The organism is Streptococcus sp. HMSC062H02, from assembly GCF_001813005.1.
GTDB classification, from domain to species: domain Bacteria; phylum Bacillota; class Bacilli; order Lactobacillales; family Streptococcaceae; genus Streptococcus; species Streptococcus oralis_S.
Map to the genome: position 1 here is coordinate 80,705 of NZ_KV811090.1, position 13,682 is coordinate 94,386.

General features: G+C 42.8%; 14 protein-coding genes. 7 read left to right on the plus strand and 7 right to left on the minus strand.

The window, feature by feature from the left end:
* Positions 1-68 precede the first annotated feature (68 nt).
* The 5 genes from HMPREF2885_RS00425 to HMPREF2885_RS00445 all read left to right on the plus strand — a co-directional run bounded on the left by HMPREF2885_RS00425 (position 69) and on the right by HMPREF2885_RS00445 (position 4,854).
* Entirely contained in the window at positions 69-1,553 is a 1,485-nt protein-coding gene (locus tag HMPREF2885_RS00425) for an ABC transporter substrate-binding protein (RefSeq protein ID WP_000800429.1), read from the plus strand.
* Positions 1,554-1,713: 160 nt separating this feature from the next.
* Positions 1,714-2,400: a CPBP family intramembrane glutamic endopeptidase gene (locus HMPREF2885_RS00430; RefSeq protein ID WP_070656848.1), complete on the plus strand. Its 687-nt coding sequence runs from the start codon at positions 1,714-1,716 to the stop codon at positions 2,398-2,400.
* Between the two features lie 58 nt (positions 2,401-2,458).
* Entirely contained in the window at positions 2,459-2,755 is a 297-nt protein-coding gene (locus HMPREF2885_RS00435; RefSeq protein WP_000188108.1) for a bacteriocin immunity protein, read from the plus strand.
* 131 nt (positions 2,756-2,886) lie between these two features.
* A complete protein-coding gene (locus tag HMPREF2885_RS00440; protein ID WP_001030010.1) occupies positions 2,887-3,873 on the plus strand; it encodes an oxygen-dependent tRNA uridine(34) hydroxylase TrhO in 987 nt (328 codons plus the stop codon).
* Between the two features lie 120 nt (positions 3,874-3,993).
* Positions 3,994-4,854 carry a DUF4299 family protein gene (locus HMPREF2885_RS00445; protein ID WP_070656849.1) on the plus strand — a complete coding sequence of 287 codons (861 nt, stop codon included), beginning with the start codon at positions 3,994-3,996 and terminating at the stop codon, positions 4,852-4,854.
* Between the two features lie 62 nt (positions 4,855-4,916).
* Here HMPREF2885_RS00445 and HMPREF2885_RS00450 read toward each other — a convergent pair whose 3' ends face one another.
* The 5 genes from HMPREF2885_RS00450 to HMPREF2885_RS00470 all read right to left on the minus strand — a co-directional run bounded on the left by HMPREF2885_RS00450 (position 4,917) and on the right by HMPREF2885_RS00470 (position 9,072).
* On the minus strand, positions 4,917-5,879 hold the full coding sequence (locus HMPREF2885_RS00450; RefSeq protein ID WP_070656850.1) for a DUF6574 domain-containing protein: 963 nt from the start codon (positions 5,877-5,879) through the stop codon (positions 4,917-4,919).
* A gap of 62 nt (positions 5,880-5,941) precedes the next feature.
* Entirely contained in the window at positions 5,942-6,871 is a 930-nt protein-coding gene (locus tag HMPREF2885_RS00455; protein ID WP_070656851.1) for a DUF4097 family beta strand repeat-containing protein, read from the minus strand.
* Complete coding sequence (locus HMPREF2885_RS00460) at positions 6,864-7,457, minus strand: DUF1700 domain-containing protein (RefSeq protein ID WP_049550174.1); 594 nt, start codon at positions 7,455-7,457, stop codon at positions 6,864-6,866. The genes HMPREF2885_RS00455 and HMPREF2885_RS00460 overlap by 8 nt, the downstream gene beginning before the upstream one ends.
* Positions 7,444-7,770 carry a PadR family transcriptional regulator gene (locus tag HMPREF2885_RS00465; RefSeq protein ID WP_000273860.1) on the minus strand — a complete coding sequence of 109 codons (327 nt, stop codon included), beginning with the start codon at positions 7,768-7,770 and terminating at the stop codon, positions 7,444-7,446. The genes HMPREF2885_RS00460 and HMPREF2885_RS00465 overlap by 14 nt, the downstream gene beginning before the upstream one ends.
* Positions 7,771-7,905: 135 nt before the next feature.
* A complete protein-coding gene (locus tag HMPREF2885_RS00470) occupies positions 7,906-9,072 on the minus strand; it encodes a CynX/NimT family MFS transporter (protein ID WP_049550175.1) in 1,167 nt (388 codons plus the stop codon).
* Positions 9,073-9,293: 221 nt separating this feature from the next.
* On the opposite strand from HMPREF2885_RS00470, the gene HMPREF2885_RS00475 reads away from it, so the two are divergent.
* A complete protein-coding gene (locus tag HMPREF2885_RS00475) occupies positions 9,294-10,124 on the plus strand; it encodes a glycosyltransferase (RefSeq protein WP_049477581.1) in 831 nt (276 codons plus the stop codon).
* A gap of 75 nt (positions 10,125-10,199) precedes the next feature.
* Positions 10,200-12,050, plus strand: coding sequence for a nucleoside-diphosphate sugar epimerase/dehydratase (locus HMPREF2885_RS00480; protein ID WP_001035723.1), 1,851 nt, complete (start codon positions 10,200-10,202; stop codon positions 12,048-12,050).
* Positions 12,051-12,145: 95 nt separating this feature from the next.
* Here HMPREF2885_RS00480 and HMPREF2885_RS00485 read toward each other — a convergent pair whose 3' ends face one another.
* Both HMPREF2885_RS00485 and sdaAA read right to left on the minus strand, forming a co-directional pair.
* Positions 12,146-12,775, minus strand: a complete 630-nt coding sequence (locus tag HMPREF2885_RS00485) for an HAD-IA family hydrolase (protein ID WP_070656852.1) — start codon at positions 12,773-12,775, stop codon at positions 12,146-12,148.
* A gap of 27 nt (positions 12,776-12,802) precedes the next feature.
* Positions 12,803-13,675 carry an L-serine ammonia-lyase, iron-sulfur-dependent, subunit alpha gene (gene sdaAA / locus HMPREF2885_RS00490; protein WP_000500029.1) on the minus strand — a complete coding sequence of 291 codons (873 nt, stop codon included), beginning with the start codon at positions 13,673-13,675 and terminating at the stop codon, positions 12,803-12,805.
* Positions 13,676-13,682: the final 7 nt, after the last annotated feature.

Here is a 13,682-nt window from a genome sequence, read left to right on the forward strand (position 1 = left end):
TTAGTGACTGAAGTTACAAATTATTAAATCGTTTATAAGTTTAAAAATAAAAAAAAGGAGTTTTTATCATGAAAAACTGGAAAAAATATGCTTTTGCATCTGCTAGCGTAGTCGCTTTGGCTGCAAGTCTTGCTGCTTGTGGAAACCTTACAGGTAACAACAAAAAAGCTGCAGATACTACTTCAGGTGAAAAACCTGTAATCAAAATGTACCAAATCGGTGACAAACCAGATAACTTGGATGAATTGCTAGAAAATGCAAACAAAATCATCGAAGAAAAAGTCGGTGCTAAATTGGATATCCAATACCTTGGATGGGGTGACTATGATAAGAAAATGTCTGTTATCACATCATCTGGTGAAAACTATGATATCGCATTTGCATCTAACTATGTCGTAAATGCTCAAAAAGGTGCTTATGCTGACTTGACTGAATTGTATAAAAAAGAAGGAGCAGAGCTTTACAAAGCACTTGACCCAGCTTACATCAAAGGGAACACTGTAAACGGTAAGATCTATGCAGTACCAGTTGCAGCTAACGTTGCATCATCTCAAAACTTTGCCTTCAACGGAACTCTTCTTGCTAAATACGGTATCGATATTTCAGGTGTCACTTCATACGAAACACTTGAGCCAGTCTTGAAACAAATCAAAGAAAAAGCTCCAGATGTAGTACCATTTGCGGTTACGAAGAACTTTATTCCATCTGATAACTTTGACTACCCAGTACCAAACGGACTTCCATTTGTTATTGACCTTGAAGGAGACACTACTAAGATCGTAAACCGTTACGAAGTGCCTCGTTTCAAAGAACATTTGAAGACTCTTCACAAATTCTATGAAGCTGGATACATTCCAAAAGACGTAGCAACAAGCGACACTTCATTTGACCTTCAACAAGATACTTGGTTCGTTCGTGAAGAAACAGTAGGACCAGCTGACTACGGTAACAGCTTGCTCTCACGTGTTGCTAACAAAGACATCCAAATCAAACCAATCACTAACTTTATCAAGAAAAACCAAACAACACAAGTTGCCAACTTTGTTATCTCAAACAACTCTAAGAACAAAGAAAAATCAATGGAAGTGTTGAACCTCTTGAACACGAACCCTGAACTCTTGAACGGTCTTGTTTACGGTCCAGAAGGCAAGAACTGGGAAAAAATTGAAGGTAAAGAAAACCGTGTACGCGTCCTTGATGGCTACAAAGGAAATACTCACATGGGTGGATGGAACACTGGTAACAACTGGATTCTTTACATCAACGAAAACGTTACAGACCAACAAATCGAAGATTCTAAGAAACAATTGGCAGAAGCTAAAGAATCTCCAGCACTTGGATTCATCTTTAACACTGACAATGTGAAATCTGAAATCTCAGCAATTTCTAACACAATGCAACAATTCGATACAGCTATCAACACTGGTACTGTAGACCCAGATAAAGCTATTCCAGAATTGATGGAAAAATTGAAATCTGAAGGTGCCTACGAAAAAGTATTGAACGAAATGCAAAAACAATACGACGAATTCTTGAAAAACAAAAAATCATAAAATCGATTGATTTCGTGTATTCATTCCTAATTCCTAAAAATGTGATCACTGCCTTCCTTAGTTTTCTAGGGGAGGTAGTGATTTTTAGGATGTAAACATGAAAAGAGTGGTTCTGAGGGTTTATACGATGTGATACACATACATCTATAGGGGATTTATTATGAAAAAATATCGCTTTCTTTTCAAAATGAGTGCTGTCTTCTCTTACCTATTTTTCGTATTTGGCCTTTCTCAGCTGACGCTTATTGTCCAAAACTATTGGCAATTTTCTTCCCAGATTGGCAATTTCTTCTGGATTCAAAATATCTTGAGTTTGCTATTTAGCGGAGTCATGATTTGGATTCTGGTTAAGACAGGGCACGGCTATCTTTTTCGCATTCCAAGAAAAAAATGGCTTTGGTATTCGATTTTAACAGTATTAGTGGTAGTGCTCCAGATCTCTTTTAACGTTCAGACAGCTAAACATGTCCAGTCAACTGCTGAAGGTTGGGCTGTATTGATTGGTTATAGTGGGACTAACTTTGCAGAGCTAGGTATCTATATAGCCCTGTTCTTTCTGATTCCACTGATGGAAGAGTTAGTCTATAGAGGATTACTGCAACACGCCTTTTTTAAAGATTCGAGATTTGCTCTTGATTTGCTTCTTCCGTCCATTTTATTTGCTCTCCCTCATTTTTCAAACTTTCCTAGTCTGTTAGATATCTTCGTCTTTGCAACAGTTGGAATCATCTTTGCTGGTTTGACCCGCTATACCAAGAGCATTTATCCATCCTATGCGGTGCATGTGATTAATAATATTGTAGCGACCCTACCATTTTTGCTGACTTTTTTACATAGGGTGTGGTAAAATACTAGCACAAGAGTAAGAATTATAGTTTATCAAGTATTTCAGGAGGAAAATAAGAATGACACCATTAAAATGGTTTGCAGGAGGAAGTGAACGGCGTTGTGAAGCTATGACCATCATAGATTATCTATTGGAAGATATAAAGGCTGCGCCTCAACTTACTCCCTTGAAAAATCAGTTAGTGATTTATCAAAAACGATTAGAGGATGATGGAACCTCTACTCCATTTATTCTGAGCCAAATGAACGTCGACATCTCACGTGTGTTGATTGATAATAAGTTGATTTTGTCAGAAAATCAATCCGAGCAAATAAAAAAGTTGAGAGAATTATCTGCTATTCGCTATGGCTGCTAATGAAATGTAGGAATGAGCCTCCCTCTACAATTTCCGGTCAAATAAATTGCATTCGTTTTCCCAAGTGGGTATACTAGTATAGTTGAATGAAAAATTCTGAAAATTTAAGAATAGAAAAGAGAACAAATCTTATGGCAAAAGATATTCGTGTCTTACTTTACTACCTCTATACTCCAATTGAAAATGCAGAGCAATTTGCAGCAGATCACTTGGCTTTCTGTAAATCAATCGGCCTTAAAGGTCGTATCCTAGTCGCTGACGAGGGAATCAACGGAACCGTTTCAGGTGACTACGAAACAACTCAAAAATACATGGACTACGTTCACAGCCTCCCAGGAATGGAAGACCTCTGGTTCAAGATTGACGAAGAAAATGAACAAGCCTTCAAGAAGATGTTTGTTCGCTACAAGAAAGAAATTGTTCACCTTGGTTTGGAAGACAACGACTTTGACAACGACATCAACCCACTTGAGACAACAGGTGCATACTTGTCTCCAAAAGAGTTTAAAGAAGCCCTTCTTGACGAAGATACCGTTGTCCTTGACACACGTAACGATTATGAGTACGACCTAGGACATTTCCGTGGGGCTATCCGTCCAGACATCCGCAACTTCCGTGAGTTGCCACAATGGGTTCGTGATAATAAAGAAAAATTCATGGACAAGCGTGTCGTAGTTTACTGTACAGGTGGGGTTCGCTGTGAGAAATTCTCAGGCTGGATGGTGCGTGAAGGCTACAAAGATGTTGGCCAATTGCACGGAGGAATCGCAACTTATGGTAAAGACCCAGAAGTTCAAGGTGAGCTTTGGGATGGGAAAATGTATGTCTTTGACGAGCGTATCGCAGTTGATGTCAACCATGTTAACCCAACCATCGTAGGGAAAGACTGGTTTGATGGAACACCATGTGAACGCTATGTCAATTGTGGCAATCCCTTCTGTAACCGTCGTATCCTGACATCAGAAGAAAATGAAGATAAGTACCTTCGTGGATGCTCACACGAGTGCCGTGTTCACCCACGCAACCGCTATGTTGCTGAAAATGAATTGACACAAGCAGAAGTGGTGGAGCGCTTAGCTGCTATCGGTGAAAGCTTGGATCAAGTCGCTACAGTATAAAGCAAACAGCCTTTAGGGGCTGTTTTTCTATGCTTTTTATCTAAAAATCTAAAATTTGTTTCTGTATCTTTCAGGAAAATAGGGTATACTATGTGTAAACGATTTCAAAGGAGGCAAGTTATGGCGAAAACATTTTTTATCCCAAATAAAGAAAGCATTCTAGGACAACAGGAGGTCTTGACTGCCAAGTCCATCTTGGCCTTGGTGGAGGGCTTGGAGTCGCATAGTTATGATGCAGTCTATCTCCGTCAGCCCCTCAATCGTCTCGAATACATGGAGTGTGGGATTGTAGGTCAGTCGCAATTTCTCTTCAAAGTGAACTATGCGGATAGTCGAAAAGGCTATCAAGTGGTGATTCCAGACTTCCTTACCAGAGCGGACTGGGAGATTGTAGAGACTCTCCTCAAAGCCCTATCGAGCAAGTTGGGGCATGTGGTAGAAGGGCTAGAAGGGTTTGAATTTGAAGCTTATTTCCGAGAAACGATCCAGCATTATCTAGCTGATAAAGCGACTCGTCTAGTATACTGCCAAGGGCTCTTGTCCCCTATCTATCTCAACAAGGAATACCTCGAGAGCTTTTTGGCTGAGAATGGATTGGCACGTTTTGAAGAGCTGGTCAAGAAGGTTCAAGGCTCTGATGCCTACCTTGCCAGTGTAAAATTTTACCCGGATGCTCAAGGTAGGGTGCACGGTATCTATCACCTAGCCCAGGGAGTCAAGACGATTTTGCCAAAGGAACCCTTTGTACCAGCTCCTTATACGGAGCAGCTGGCAGGCAAGGAACTTGTTTGGGAGATTGACCTAGTGACGATTTCTGGTGATGGGTCCAAAGCAGAAGACTACGAATCCATCGCTCGCTTGGACTATGCAAGATTCCTAGAGTCACTACCAACAGAATTTTGCCAGCAACTAGATGCCAATCAACTAGAAGTACAAGTCATTTTGGGAAAAGACTTTGAAGAATTGGCAGCCGTCAAGTAGCCACGGCTCAAAAAAGAGTAAGCATAAAAATCCCTGTCATTAACAAATGGCAGGGATTTTGGTTAAAAGAATGTCAGGATGCGAAGGTAGTCAACTGTCAGCGCGAGCTCTGCAATGAAGAAGGGTAAGAGAATGGCGCCATCAAGTAAGACAGCTAGCAGGAAACGATAAAATGGGTCGAGGCTACTGGTCTTACTTGGCTTGCTAATCACAAAGAGATTGGCAAGGGCAAAGATGGCCATGCTTAGAAGAGTGAGGATGCCAGCAAATCGTAAGCCACCAAAGAGTGCAAAGAAACTTGCTAGAGCTATTAGGACAAGTGGGATAGCAAAGAGTCTGCTGTAACGATCGCAAGCTTCTTGGAATGTGAAGTCACTCTCCTGATCCAGCACACGTCGGACAGTAAAGCCTCCCAAAATGATGGAAAAGTAAAATAGAGCGCTAGCGACCAAGATAGAAAGGCCAGCAAAGAAATCCAAAGGTGGGAGCTGGTTAGGAGAACTATTAGCAATAGAAATCATATAGCCATAGTAGAGGTGCTTGATATGATAGATACTAAAGAAAAGGCTAATCGAAGACAGCAAGGTGAGCAGGGCAAAGACACTATAACGATGCTTTTGGTCCCTAGTCTTGCTGGTAGTTGGTTCTTGGATAGCATCCAGCAGCCAAGACCAAAATAGTGCGATTTCTTCTTTGAATCGAGCAGTTTTGCGGGGGTCAATGTCTGGGATATAGGGACTTTCTAAAGCCTTGCTAAGGATACTTTTCTCTTTTGTAGGGTTTTCTTGCTTGTGTTCCTCTTCAGCTTTCCCTTCTCCCTCTTCCTCGGTTTGGGCTTCCCCGATTATTTCGGGAGTTTCCTCCTCATGCCTTTCCAACTCTTTAGGTGAGATAGGAGTTTCTGGGCTTGCTTGTGGTTCGGTCTCTACAATTTCCGAAGTCTCTGGCTCGTTGGGCTGGTTTTCCGACTTCGTCTGAGGTGATTTCTTCTCAAGATCGGTACTTTCAAACCATTCTTGTGTCATGGTGGAACCTCCTTTTTTATGGTCGTTTTCTATCTTTAGACTAGCAGATGAAAGCGTTTTTGTCAATGATTTCTAGATGGAGAAGAGTGCTCTTCTTTAGGTAGGTAGATATCCTGGTTGGCTTTTGCAATGAGCAGGTCCTTGACATCTGCTTTGTCTGTCTTGTATGGGTTGGCAAGTTCATTCTCTTTTTGTCCACGATGTTCTTCTTTGGGTTTATGATAGATACCACCATGCTGAGAAGAAAGATCTAGATTGATACGGTCAGTCTCTTTCTGGGAGAGAATGAGGTTTAGAGTGGAATGGGCCTCTAGCTCAACCTTGCCGTGGACCTTGATATTCTCAGCATAGATGTGTTCCTCTTCGGTCTTGACCTGGCTATCTGTAAATTCGGTATCAAAGATATTGATGATATGAGGTGTCGTTAGTGTACTATTCTTGATAGAGCTTTCTGTTAGTCTTAAGAGATAGCCTTTTGTTTTGATTGTCGCATTTTCAAGATTGGCTTGACGAATATTGGTTTGTCCACGATTGGCTGAGACGGTGATAGCTTGTAGCCTTCTTCCTTTGGGGAGGGAGAGAATGACTTCGTCAAAACGGTTAGAATAACTGCTGGCAATACGAAGTAAGCCTTCGATTCCTGAACCGAGAAAACGATGTTGGGAGGCTTGTTTGTCAGTGACGCTCAGTGTTTTGTCACTCATGCCAGTAGTTAGATCGTGACGACCAGACACGGAAGGATGATAGGTGATATGGATCTTGTCATCTACAGACTCTGTGATGGTTAGGCTGTGTTCTTCAAGGGTCAAATCAAGTTTTTCCACTTCATTTCCAAAGGTCACTTCTTCGATACGATTGTCATAGACGGGGTCTTTTGACATGGCAAGCAAACTTTGAATACCATTGGACTGGGCGCCTACAATGATCATGATAAAACCAAGGATTGTAGAAACCACACCAAAAATGAGAAATCCTTTTGTCAATTTACGCATGTCTATCACCTCTCTTTCCTTTTTTAAGAATCCATTGTGCCAAGCGGACGATTAGGAGGCCAAAGAAACGAGCTACATAGGAGATGCCTAGTAGAACAAGAGAAGAAGCACCAATGGAAAGCAAACCAGCCCCAAAAATCAAGATAAAGGCAGATTTGGCTTCGACTAGGACGCTAAAGCTCTCTACGATAAAAAGTCCACCTAGCAGGATACCCGTTACAGAGACGGTAAAGAAGGCTAAAATGACGGAGACGGCTGCGATAATAATACCGATGATGGCCATGAGGATGCCGATTCCGACCGGAATTCCGATAGGAGCTACTAGCAGGGCCAGGAGGGCAATGTGTAGCAGTTGACGGTCATTCTTTTGAGCAGGGGCTTCATTGACTTTTTTATCGAGAAGATCAGAGAGGACATCATGGGCAGCTTCTTTTGGAGTTCCCAGACTGGCAATGAGTTCCTCTTCGCCCTCTGAACCCGCATCGTCAAATAGTTCCTTAAAGTAGTCCATAGCTTCGATGCGGTCAGCTTCAGGCAGTTTATTGAGATAGGTTTCTAACTGAGTCAGATAATCAGTTCTTGTCATGGCGGATACTCCCTTCTATGATGCCGTTGACGGTGTCGGTATAGAGCGTCCACTCTTCCTTTAGAGTAACGAGCTGCTCTACGCCCCGATTGGTCAAGGAATAGTATTTGCGCATACGCCCCTGAAACTCTCTAGAGTAGGTGGTCAGAAAGCCACTGGCTTCCAATTTTTTGAGAATGGGATAGAGCGTAGATTCTTTGATATTGGCGATGAGTTTAATGGTTTGGCTAATCTCATAACCATAAGAATCCCCCTGCTCCAGTACAGCCAAGATGAGAAACTCAATCAAGGCAGAGGATGTTGGGAAGTACATGGAAAACCTCCTTTATATTATATAAAAATTTTATATATACTCTTTTCAAATATATTGTATCTCAAGTTGAAAGCCCTGTCAAGAAATATGTGTAAAAATTTTACATATAAAAAACTCCTAGTAAAAACTAGAAGTTTAGAGGATCTTATCAGCCCGATCCACCATAAAGAGTGAGACGGTCATGATGATATCGATGACTAGAAGGGCAAGGACAGCTGGGATCCAAGATTGGAAAAGTTCAAAACTGTAACCAAACAAGGCGGGTCCAAAAGCAGCTAAGATGTAGCCTCCTGTTTGCGCTAGTCCTGATAGCTGAGCCGTCTTTTCAGGAGAACTAGTTTTAAGAGAAAAACAAACCATGAGGTAGGGGAAGAGGGCGCTGCAGGCCGTTCCAATCAAGAGATGGACGACTAACCAGTAGAGGAAATTATTGGCTGGATACAAGAGCATGGCAATTCCTGTCATCCCAGCGATAGAGATAGTTGCCAGCATGATTCGACGATGACCATCTGACAGACGAGTGGTCAGACTTGGAACAGTCATTGAAAAAGGAATGCTAATCAGTGAGAAGATAGAAGCCAGAAGAGCCGCATCACTATTAGAAATACCAGCACTAATAGCCATAGTTGGCAACCAGGTCATGCTTGTATAAAAGAGCAAGGACTGAAGACCACCAAAGACAATGATAGCCCAGACATCTTTACTTTTTAGAATATTCTCTTTGACTTGCTTTTCTTTTTGGCTTTCTAGGTGGTGGTTGTGGCGATGATTTGGCAACCAGACTAGCAGAGTGACCAGACAGAGAAAGCTGAGAACGAGGATGAGTCCCTTCCAAGAACTAGCTTGGGTGATAGGGACCGAAAGATAAGAAGCGATGGCTGTCGAAATCCCCATGGCAGTGACATAGAGCGTTGTTAGGAAACTAATCTTTTGAGGCTGATTTGCCTGGATCATACTTGGGAGCAGTACATTGAAGATGGCGATGCTTGCTCCCACAATTAGGGTCCCTAGATAGAGAAGGGGAAGATTGAAGATACGAATGACAGAGCCAACAGTTAAGAGGAGGAGACAGTAAGTAAAGAGATGTTCTAGTCCGATTTTTTGTGCCAAGCGACTCGCAAAAGCCGAAAAAAGAGCAAACATCAAGAGAGGGAGACTGGTTAAAATCCCAAGAGAGCTAACCTCCACTCCTAGTCCCTGAGCGATATCTCCTAAAATGGTTGGAAGAGCAGTAAAAGGAGAGCGTAAAACAGTCCCGATTAAGACAATTCCAAGAACAAAAAAGAGTGATTGTTTTTTCATGAAAACCTCGATAAGATGATTTTAATAACAGCTTATTTTAAGGTTTTTTCTATATAATGTCAAGTAGAGAATGGGAGGAAAGCTGGAAAGATTTAACTGAAAATATACAGAAAGGAGACAGCTTTCTTTACTAGAATTTTCCTTGATTTGATATAAAAATAGGAAACTAGGGAATTTTGTGATAAAATAGTGGAAGGAAATCTATATATTGGAGAAAAACTGTGTCTGAAAAGCAAAAAATCAGCGTCTTGATGTCGGTCTATGTAAAGGAAAATCCGACATTTTTGAGAGATGCCATCAAAAGTGTTCAAAACCAGACCTTAAAACCGAGTGAGCTTGTTCTCGTAGAGGATGGACCTCTCACACCAGAACTCTATCAGGTGCTAGATGAAGTGGAAGCTCAGTCAGACATTCCAGTTAAACGGTGCCCCTTAGAACAAAACCAAGGTTTAGGCTTGGCTCTTCGATACGGTGTTTTACAGTGCCAGTATGACATTATTGCCCGCATGGATACGGATGATTTAGCCGTTCCGGATCGTTTTGAGAAACAGCTTCAGCTAATGGAGAAAGAAGATCTTGATCTCTTAGGTGGGCATATCGCAGAGTTCATTGACAATCCAGATGAGATTGTGTCTTATCGTCGTGTTCCAACCCAGCATGCAGACATTGTGGCTTATCAGAGAATGAGAAGCGCCTTTAACCATATGACAGTCATGTTCAAAAAGGACATGGTCCTCAAGGCGGGCAACTACGAAGATGGCCTTTACATGGAGGATGACCTCCTTTGGCTCAATATGATTGCTGCAGGTGCCAAGACTGGGAACCTAGATCAAATCTTGTGTAAGGTTCGTGTCGGTGCAGGGATGTTTGAGCGTCGAGGTGGCTTGCGTTACCTTAAACTCTATCGTCAAGCTCGCCAACGGATGCTTGAGCGAGGGCAAATTTCTTACATGGAATATGCTAAAAGTGTAGCCATTCAGGCAATTGTTGCACTTTGTCCAGGCTTTGTACGTCAGTTTATCTTCGTCAAACTTTTAAGAAAGAGAAAGTAAGCCCCGATAGACTGAATGATTCAGGTTATCATAACAACAGTATCATCTGACTCTTTTAAGGGGGAGTAAATTCCTATGAATAAAAAACTAACAGATTATGTGATTGATCTGGTTGAAATTTTAAATAAACAGCAAAAACAAGTGTTTTGGGGGATATTCGATATTCTGAGTATGGTGGTTTCTATCATCGTATCTTATATCTTGTTTTATGGCCTTATAAATCCTGCGCCTGTGGATTACGTGATCTACACTCTTTTAGCCTTCCTCCTCTATCAAATCATGATTGCGTTTTGGGGGCTAAATGCTAGTATTAGTCGTTATAGCAAGATTACGGATTTCATGAAAATCTTTTTCGGAGTGATGCTCAGCAGTGTTCTTTCTTATGGAATCTGCTATGCCTTCCTTCCATTGTTTTCTATCCGTTTCATCGTGCTCTTCATTTTGTTGAGTACCTTCCTCATCTTGCTTCCTCGTATCACTTGGCAGTTGATTTATTCCAAACGTAAAAAAGGTAGTGGAGATGGGGAGCATCGTCGTACCTTCTTGATCGGTGCTGGTGATGGTGGTGCCCTCTTTATGAACAGCTACCAACATCCAACTAGCGACCTTGAGCTAGTGGGGATTTTGGATAACGATGAAAAGAAAAAGGGACAAAAACTAGGTGGAATCCCAGTTCTGGGCTCTTATGATAATCTGCCTGAATTAGCTAAACGCCACCAGATCGAGCGTGTCATCGTAGCGATCCCTTCGCTTGACCCATCAGAGTACGAACGCATCTTGCAGATGTGTAATAAGCTAGGCGTCAAATGTTACAAGATGCCTAAGGTTGAGACAGTCGTTCAAGGGCTCCATCAACCAGGTAGTGGTTTCCAAAAAATTGATATCACAGACCTTTTGGGCCGTCAGGAAATTCGTCTTGACGAATCACGTCTAGGTACTGAGATTACAGGCAAGACCATCCTGGTGACAGGAGCCGGTGGTTCGATTGGTTCGGAGATTTGTCGTCAGGTTAGCCGCTTCAATCCCGAGCGTATCGTCTTGCTTGGACATGGTGAAAACTCAATCTATCTCGTTTATCATGAATTGATCCGTACATTCCAAGGAATTGATTATGTTCCTGTTATTGCAGATATTCAGGACTACGACCGTCTCTTGCAGGTGTTTGAGCAGTACAAACCAGCCATCGTCTATCATGCTGCAGCCCACAAGCACGTTCCGATGATGGAACGCAATCCAAAAGAAGCCTTCAAGAACAATATCCTCGGTACCTACAATGTTGCCAAAGCTGTTGATGAAGCCAAAGTACCTAAGATGGTCATGATTTCGACTGACAAGGCGGTCAATCCACCGAATGTTATGGGTGCGACTAAGCGCGTGGCAGAATTGATTGTCACTGGCTTTAACCAACGTAGTAAATCAACCTACTGTGCAGTCCGTTTTGGGAATGTTCTGGGTAGTCGTGGTAGTGTGATTCCTGTCTTTGAACGTCAGATTGCTGAAGGCGGTCCTGTAACGGTGACAGACTTCCGTATGACACGTTACTTTATGACCATTCCAGAGGCCAGTCGTCTGGTAATCCATGCTGGCGCTTATGCCAAGGACGGAGAAGTCTTTATCCTCGATATGGGTAAACCAGTTAAGATCTATGACTTGGCTAAGAAAATGGTCCTTCTAAGCGGGCACACAGAAAGTGAAATTCCAATCGTTGAGGTCGGTATCCGCCCAGGTGAAAAACTCTATGAGGAACTCTTGGTTTCGACCGAATTGGTTGATAACCAAGTTATGGACAAGATTTTCGTTGGTAAGGTAAACGTCATGCCGCTAGAAGCCATCGATCAAAAGATTGAAGAGTTCCGTTCACTCAGCGGAGATGAGCTCAAAGAAGCCATCATTTCCTTTGCAAATGAGACAACCCATGCTGAGTAAGAGTGTCTAACAAATTAATTATAAATAAAAGGCCAAGGTTCTGTTTGTACAGGACCTTGGCCTTTTTACTCTGTAATTTCAAATTGTTGTATTATTTATAGTTGCTTAATGATATCATCAATGGTATGGGCAATCCAGTCAGGTTGATAGCTGAGCAAATCAGCCTCTTCTCCAAATCCCCAAGTAACAGCAAACTTTTTAATACCAGTTTCTTGGGCTCCAATCATATCAAACTTGGTATCCCCGATGATGAGGACTTGGTCCGCAGGGAGTTGATGCGTTTGCAAGGCGTAACGGATGACATCCGCCTTGTGTGGCGTTTCAGGACTAGAGCCGTAAATGCCATCAAAGAAATGATGGATTCCCAGATTTTTAGTCATATCCTGGGCAATCGGAGTATTCTTTGTTGTAGTGATATAGAGAGGGTAGTTTTGAGAGAGTTCTTGGAGCAATTCCGTCATTCGGGGGAAAAGCTCTGCTTCGTGGATACCTTTTCTCTTGTAGTAAGAACGGTAGATTTGAACAGCTTCTGAGATTTGCTCCTTGGGAAGACACGTTGCAAAACTACTTTCAAGTGGAGGTCCCATAAAACCACGAATGGTTTTGGCATCAGGGCTTGGAACTCCTAGCTCTTTAAAGGTATGGGTAAAGGCATTGTGGATCCCGAGGGAACTGTCAACCAGGGTTCCGTCCAGATCAAAAAAGATTGCTGAGATAGAGGGCATAGTTTCTCCTAATAGATATAGATAAGCTTATTCTCCGAAGATTTCTTTTTGTAGGCGACGACCAGTAGGTGTAGCGGCAAGTCCACCCTCAGCTGTTTCACGAAAGGCAGTTGGGAGGCTCGATCCGACTTGGTACATGGCATCGATGACTTCGTCAACAGGGATCTTAGACTCGATACCTGCCAAGGCCATATCAGCCGCGATAAAGGCAAAGCTAGCCCCCATGGCATTGCGTTTGACACAGGGAACTTCAACCAAACCAGCGACGGGATCGCAGATAAGGCCCAGCATATTTTTAATGACAAAGGCGATGGCTTGACTAGCCTGATAGGGGCTTCCACCTGCAGCCAAGGTCAAGGCTGCGGCACTCATGGCAGAGGCAGAGCCAACCTCGGCCTGACAGCCACCTTCAGCGCCCGAGATAGAGGCATTGTTTGCGATAACTAGTCCAAAGGCACCAGCAGCAAAGAGGAAATCTAGCTGTTCTTCGTGGCTAAGGTCTAATTTTTGGATAGCAGCAGTGAGAACGGCTGGCAGACAGCCAGCACTTCCTGCGGTTGGAGTGGCGCAGACCAAGCCCATCTTCGCATTGTGTTCATTGACCGCGATGGCATTACGGGCTGCTGATAGGATGGTAAAGTCTGACAAGGCCTTTCCACTTTTGAGATGGCGGTCTAGTTTGGCCGCGTCTCCACCCGTTAGGCCACTACGGGATTTGTTTTCACTGAGGCCGAGCTCGACAGAGGCTTTCATGACTTCTAGATTGCGTTCCATGAGGAGGAGAACTTCTGGCCGTTCCCGACCGGTTAGTTGATATTCTGTCGCAATCATGAGTTCTGCGACATTTCCTTGGAAGTCTAGATCCGCCTGCTCGACCAATTCTTTGATAGAATAAAACATGTTTCCT

Excerpts from the sequence above, each read along its gene's own strand:
- HMPREF2885_RS00485 (WP_070656852.1), bottom strand. The coding sequence starts at position 12,775 with ATGCCCTCTATCTCAGCAATCTTTTTTGATCTGGACGGAACCCTGGTT.
- HMPREF2885_RS00465 (WP_000273860.1), bottom strand. The coding sequence starts at position 7,770 with ATGTACTTCCCAACATCCTCTGCCTTGATTGAGTTTCTCATCTTGGCT.
- HMPREF2885_RS00440 (WP_001030010.1), top strand. The coding sequence starts at position 2,887 with ATGGCAAAAGATATTCGTGTCTTACTTTACTACCTCTATACTCCAATT.
- HMPREF2885_RS00430 (WP_070656848.1), top strand. The coding sequence starts at position 1,714 with ATGAAAAAATATCGCTTTCTTTTCAAAATGAGTGCTGTCTTCTCTTAC.
- HMPREF2885_RS00455 (WP_070656851.1), bottom strand. The coding sequence starts at position 6,871 with ATGCGTAAATTGACAAAAGGATTTCTCATTTTTGGTGTGGTTTCTACA.
- HMPREF2885_RS00470 (WP_049550175.1), bottom strand. The coding sequence starts at position 9,072 with ATGAAAAAACAATCACTCTTTTTTGTTCTTGGAATTGTCTTAATCGGG.
- HMPREF2885_RS00425 (WP_000800429.1), top strand. The coding sequence starts at position 69 with ATGAAAAACTGGAAAAAATATGCTTTTGCATCTGCTAGCGTAGTCGCT.
- HMPREF2885_RS00435 (WP_000188108.1), top strand. The coding sequence starts at position 2,459 with ATGACACCATTAAAATGGTTTGCAGGAGGAAGTGAACGGCGTTGTGAA.
- HMPREF2885_RS00460 (WP_049550174.1), bottom strand. The coding sequence starts at position 7,457 with ATGACAAGAACTGATTATCTGACTCAGTTAGAAACCTATCTCAATAAA.
- HMPREF2885_RS00445 (WP_070656849.1), top strand. The coding sequence starts at position 3,994 with ATGGCGAAAACATTTTTTATCCCAAATAAAGAAAGCATTCTAGGACAA.
- HMPREF2885_RS00450 (WP_070656850.1), bottom strand. The coding sequence starts at position 5,879 with ATGACACAAGAATGGTTTGAAAGTACCGATCTTGAGAAGAAATCACCT.
- HMPREF2885_RS00480 (WP_001035723.1), top strand. The coding sequence starts at position 10,200 with ATGAATAAAAAACTAACAGATTATGTGATTGATCTGGTTGAAATTTTA.
- sdaAA (WP_000500029.1), bottom strand. The coding sequence starts at position 13,675 with ATGTTTTATTCTATCAAAGAATTGGTCGAGCAGGCGGATCTAGACTTC.